The organism is Streptosporangium sp. NPDC023963 (assembly GCF_040639135.1).
In the GTDB taxonomy this organism is placed as follows: Bacteria; Actinomycetota; Actinomycetes; order Streptosporangiales; family Streptosporangiaceae; genus Streptosporangium.
Window position 1 is genome coordinate 1 of sequence record NZ_JBEZZK010000037.1, and the last position, 6252, is coordinate 6252.

At 74.2% G+C, this 6252-nt stretch carries 1 protein-coding gene; it reads right to left on the reverse strand.

Annotation, left to right across the window (positions count from 1 at the left end; translation table 11 throughout):
- Window positions 1–6252, reverse strand: a 6252-nt coding sequence (locus tag AB0F88_RS44150; protein ID WP_362698638.1) for an amino acid adenylation domain-containing protein, incomplete at both ends; no start/stop codon positions are given.

The following is a 6252-nucleotide window of genomic DNA, read 5'->3' on the forward strand; positions in this document are numbered from 1 at the left end:
ACGGTCCAGGTACCCGCGGGCGAGCTGCACCCCGGCGAGGTACAACTCGCCGGGAACGCCGGCGGGGACGGGCCGCAGGCGGGCGTCCAGGACGAACGCGCGGGTGTTCCAGACCGGCGCCCCGATCGGCACCACCCCGCCGGAGGCGGCGCCGGGTTCGCAGGTGAAGGCGGTGACGTCGATCGAGGCCTCGGTCGGCCCGTACAGGTTGTGCAGCGGGATCGGCAGCAGCGCGTGGAACCGGTCGCGCAGGTCCGCCGGCAACGCCTCGCCGCTGCAGACGACCGCCCGCAGCGAGGCGCACCCGCGGGCGGCGGGATCGGCGACGAACACCCGCAGCATGGACGGGACGAAGTGGGCGACGGTGACCCGTTCCCGCTGGATCAGCTCGGCCAGGTATGCCGGATCCCGGTGCCCGCCCGGCCGGGCCACCACCAGCGCGGCGCCTTCGAGCAGCGGCCAGAAGAACTCCCACACCGACACGTCGAACCCGAACGGGGTCTTCTGCACCACCCGGTCGGCCGGGGTCAACCGGTAGGCGTGCTGCATCCAGGCCAGCCGGTTGACCACACCCCGGTGGGCGAGGGTGACGCCCTTGGGCCGTCCGGTGGACCCGGAGGTGTAGATCACGTAGGCGGGGTGGCCTGCCAGGAGGGGGCCGGTACGGTCGCCGTCGGCGAGGTCGGTCGCGGGCAGGCCGTCCAGGACGGTGGTGAGGCGCGGGTCGTCCAGGACGACGCGGGGGACCTGCCCGCCGCCCGCCGGGTCCAGGGCGGCGGTGGTGACCAGCAGGACGGGGCCGGCGTCGGCGAGCAGGCCGGTGATGCGGCCGGCAGGATGGTCGGGGTCGACGGGCAGGTAGGCGGCGCCGGTCTTGAGGATCGCCAGCAGGGTGACGACCAGGTCGGCGGAGCGTTCCAGCAGGACCGCGACGCGGGCCTCCGGCCCGGCCCCCCGCCCGGCCAGGAGCCGGGCGAGCCGGTTGGCGCGGGCGTTGAGGTCGGCGTAGGACAGTTCGGTGCCCTCGAAGACCACGGCGGTGGCGTCCGGGGTGCGGGCCGCCTGGGCCTGGAACAGCTCGGGCAGCGTCGCCGCCGGGACCTCGCGCGCGGTGTCGTTCCACTCGACCAGGATGCGGTGGCGTTCGGCCGGGGTGAGCAGGTCGATGCCTGCGACCGGCCGGGCCGGGTCGGCGGCCATGGCGTCCAGCACCCGGACGAACCGCTCGGCCAGCGCCTCCACCGTGCCGTGGTCGAACAGGTCGGCGGCGTAGATGACGGCGCCGGTCACGCCGCCGCCGGGGGTTTCGCGGAGCTGGAAGTCGAGGTCGAACTTGGAAGGCTGGTCACCGGGGTTCAGGACGCGGGTCTCGACACCGGGCAGGTCGAGGCTCGCGGGCGCGGTGTTCTGCAGGACGAGCATGGTCTGGAAGAGGGGATGGCGGGCCATGGACCGGGTGGGGGCCAGGTCCTCCACCAGCCGTTCGAACGGCACGTCCTGGTGGGCGAAGGCGTCCAGGGTCCGTTCGCGCACCCGGTGCAGGAGTTCGCGGAAGGTGGGGTCGCCGGACAGGTCGGTGCGCATCACGAGGGTGTTGACGAAGAAGCCGACGAGGTCGTTCAGGCTTTCGTCGGTGCGTCCGGCGACGGAGGTGCCGATGGGGATGTCGCTGCCCGCGCCGAGGCGTGACAGGAGGGTGGCGAGGGCGGCCTGGAGCACCATGAACATGGTGACGCCCTCGGCGCGGGCGAGATCGGTGAGCCGCCGATGGAGATCGGCCTCGATGTGCACCTGCACGGTGCCGCCGCGGTGGGTGGCCACCGGTGGGCGGGGCCGGTCGGCGGGCAGGGAAAGCTCTTCGGGCAGGCCGGCCAGGGCCTCGCGCCAGTAGTCCAGCTGGCGGTGAAGGGCACCGGCCGCGTCGCCGTCCTCGCCCAGGAACTCGCGCTGCCACAGGGCGTAGTCGGCGTACTGCACCGGCAACGGCTCCCACTCCGGAGCCAGGCCGGCCGCGCGGGCGGTGTAGGCGACGGAGATGTCGCGGGCCAGCGGCGCCAGCGACCAGCCGTCACCGGCGATGTGGTGCACCACCAGCACCAGCACGTGCTCCCGGGGGCCGACGGCCAGCAGCCGCGCCCGCAGCGGGAGTTCCTCGGTGAGGTCGAAGGGGCGCAGTGCCTGTTCGGCCACCGCCCGCGCCAGCTCACCGTCCGCCACCTCTCGCGTGAGGAACGGCGCGTCGATCACCTCGGGGGCGAGGACGCGCTGCTCGGGCACGCCGTCGACGTGCCCGAAGACGGTGCGGAGGACTTCGTGGCGGGTGATGACGTCGGTGAGGGCCGTGCGCAGGACGCCGGGATCGAGATCGCCGGTGAGGCGGAGGGCGACGGGGATGTTGTAGAGCGGGGACGGCCCTTCCAGCCGTTCCAGGAACCACAGGCGCCGCTGGGCGTACGACAGCGGCACCGCGCCGGACCTCGGCCGGGGGACCGGACGCCGGCGTCCGGCCTCGCTCCCGGCCAGGCGGAGGGCGAGCCCGGCGACGGTGGGGGCTTCGAACAGGGCGCGCATCGGGACCTCGACGCCGAACAGGGCGCGGACGCGGCTGATCAGCCGGGTCGCCAGGAGCGAGTGCCCGCCGAGGTCGAAGAAGTTGTCGTCGGCCCCGACGCGCGGCAGGTCGAGGATGTCGGCGAAGACGCCGGACAGGATCTCCTGCTGGGCGGTGAGCGGCCCCCGGTCCGCCGCGAGCGCGTAGTCCGGTTCGGGCAGCGCCGCCCGGTCGATCTTGGCGTTCACGGAGAGCGGGAAGGCGTCCAGGACGAGCACCGCCGAGGGCACCATGTAGTTCGGCAGCAGCCGGGAGAGGTGGGACCGCAGCGTGGTCCCGTCGATGTCGACGGCGGGCCCGGCGTCCCGCGGGGCGAGGGCGCCACCGCCTTCCGCCGCGACACCGGCGGGCACGACGTAGCCGACGAGGTGTTTCTCGCCTCGCCGATCCTCGCGCACGACCACGACCGCCCGCGCCACCGCCGGGTGGGCGAGCAGGGCGGCCTCGACCTCGCCAGGCTCGATGCGGAAGCCCCGGATCTTGACCTGGTCGTCCGCCCGGCCGACGAACTCCAACTGCCCGCCGGCGTTCCTGCGCACCAGGTCGCCCGTGCGGTACATGCGCTCGCCGGGGGCTCCGTACGGGGCGGCGACGAACCGCTCCGCCGTCTGCCCCGGCCGGTTGAGGTACCCGCGCGCGAGCTGGACGCCCGACAGGTACAGCTCGCCCGTCACACCGGGGGGAACGGGCCGCAGGGCGGGGTCGAGCACGTGGGCGCGCGTGTTCCACACGGGCGTGCCGATGGGCGGTACGCCGGTTCCCGCCAGGGGAGGGCTCGACAGCGAGGCGACGGTCGCCTCGGTGGGACCGTAGATGTTGAGCATGAGCCTGCCGCGGGACCAGCGGGCGGCCGTCTCGGGAGGGCAGACGTCACCGGCGACCACCAGCGTCATGTCCTCGGGCAGCCCGCCCTCGTCGGCGAGCAGGGGCAGCACGGCGGGGGGCAGGGTGGCGTGGGTGACCCGTTGCCGGGCGGCCAGCCGCGCCAGCGGAGCCCCGGGGACCAGCCGCTCGGCCGGGGCCAGGACGACCGCGGCGCCGGCGAGCCAGGCGGGCCACATGTCGGCGACGGAGGCGTCGAAGCTGGGGGAGGCGAACTGGAGCAACCTGCTCGACGGTCCGATGCGCAGGCGGTCGATGTGGTCGGCGGCGAGGTTCGGCACGCCCCTGTGCGTCACCACGACGCCCTTGGGACGGCCGGTGGAGCCGGAGGTGTAGATCACGTAGGCGGAGTGGTCGATCAGCGCCGGGCCGTGCCGGTCCGCGTCGGACAGGTCGTGCCCGGGGCGCCCCGCCAGGTCCCGCCGCACGCCCGGGTCGTGGAGCGACAGGTGGGGCACGCCGGCCGCGGGCGGCCGCCACCGGGTCGCCTCGCCGGTGACCAGCAGGAACGGGTCGGCGTCGGCGAGCAGGTGGGCGATCCGGTCGGCGGGGTAGCCGGGGTCGATCGGCAGGTAGGCGGCGCCCGCCTTGAGGACGGCGAGCATGGCGGTGACGAGGTCGACGGAGCGGGGCAGGGCGAGGGCGACGAGCCGCTCCGGGCCGGCACCGCGCTCGACCAGCAGGCGGGCGAGCCGGTTGGCGCGGGCGTTGAGCTCGGCGTAGGAGACCTCGGTGTCCTCGAACACCACCGCCGTCGCGCCGGGTGTCCGGGCCACCTGCGCCTCGAACAGCCGCGGCAGCGTCCCCGTGGGCACCTCGTGCGCGGCGCCGTTCCCTTCGTCCAGGACACGGCGGCGTTCGGCGTCCCCCAGTACCTGGACGGTGTCGAGCGGCCGGTGCGGTGCGCTCTCCAGCGCGGTGACGATGCCGTCCGCGACGGTGTGGAGCATGTCGCGAAGAGCCTGGGGGGTCGCGGGCGCGGTTGCCTGCGCCGTGAGGGTGAACCCGTCGCCGGTGTCGTCCAGGATCATGCCGATGGGGTAGTTGCTGCGTTCGTGGGAGAAGAGGATCTCCACCCCGGGCAGCGCGGTGGCCTCTCGCTCGGTGGAGGAGCCGCTGTGGCGGTAGTTGAGCAGGGAGGTGAACAGCGGGGTGTCACCGCGGGTGGCCCCGGCCCGCTGGGCGACGGCGAGGGGCGCGTGCTCGTGGCGCAGGAGCTCGGCGAGCTGGTTCCGGGTGGTGTGGACGGCGTCGAGGACGCCGGTGCGGCGGGTGTCGATCCGGACGGGCAGGGTGTTGATGAACAGGCCGACGGTGTGGTCGGCGCCGGCGTTGAGGCGGCCGGACAGGATGGTTCCGAAGACGACGTCGTCGCGACCGGAGGTCGCGGCCAGGACGCGGGCCCAGGCGACGTGGAAGATGGTCGCGGGGCTGACGCCGAGGTGTCGTGCCTGGCGGCGCAGCCGCGCGGACAGGCCGGGGTCCATGCGGCCGGTGGCCTCGCCGATGTGCGAGCTGTCGATCCGGGTGTCGCCCAGCCCGTAGGGGGCGGTCGGCTCGGTGACGTCGCCGAGCAGGCGCTGGAAGTAGGCGCGATGCTCGTCATGGGACAGGTTCGCCTGGGCGACGACCTCGCGGTAGGGGGAGACCGCGGGCAGCAGGTGGCCGGTCCCGTCGAGGAAGGCGCGGATCTCGCCGAGGATCACCTCCAGGGAGGTGTGGTCCTGGATCAGGTGGTGGACCTGGACCAGGGCCAGCCACCGGCCGCCGGGTCGCGCGGCCACGTGGACGCGCACCAGCGGGGCACCGGTGACGTCCATGGACGTGGGGCAGGCGGCGAGCAGTCCGGAGATCGGGTCCAGGTCCTCCGAATCGTCGAGGACCACCTCCGTCACGGGCACCTCGGCGCTCCGGAGCACCACCTGCACCGGCCTGCTCAGGCCCTCCCAGAAGACCGCCGTCCTGAGCAGGTCGTGCCGGTCGACGACCTTCCGCAGGGCTGCGAGGAAGTTCTCAAGCTGGGTGCGGGTGTCGAAGCCGAGCACGGTCGGCAGGATGTAGACCTCTCCGTCCATGAGGTGGTGGAAGAGGATGCCCTCCTGCAGCGGGGCGAGGGGGTAGACGTCGGCGACGTTGGCCCCGCCGCCGGGGACGCGGGCGGTGATCGAGGTGATCTCCTGCTCGGTGAGGTCGACCAGGGGCAGCATGCCGGGTGTGATGTGCCGGGCGCCGTCGGGGATGCGGTTGGCGGGGACCCGCGTCGCGAACCGGCCGGCGGTGGCGGCGAGGCCGGCCGCGGTGGGGGTGGTGAACAGCGCGCGGACGTCGATCTCCAGGCCATGCGAGCGCAGGCGTTCCACGAGGGTGACCGCGAGCAGGGAGTGCCCGCCGAGGTCGAAGAAGTTATCGTCGACGCCGACGTGCGCCAGGCCGAGGATCTCGGCGAAGGCGGCGCACACGATCTCCTCGTGGACGGTCGCCGGTTCCCGGCTCGTGCTTCCGCTCGCGTGGTCCGGGGCGGGCAGGGCGGCCCGGTCCAGCTTGCCGTTGACCGTGAGCGGGAGCGCGTCCAGGACCGTCACGACCGCGGGCACCATGTGGCCGGGAAGCAGCCCGGCCACGTGGTCGCGGGCGGTGGCGCCGTCGATGCCGGCGCCGGTGACGACGTAGCCGACGAGGCGCCGGTCGTCGGGCCGGTCCTCGCGGACGATGACGGCGGCCTGGGCGACGGCCGGGTGGGTGAGCAGGGCGGTCTCGAT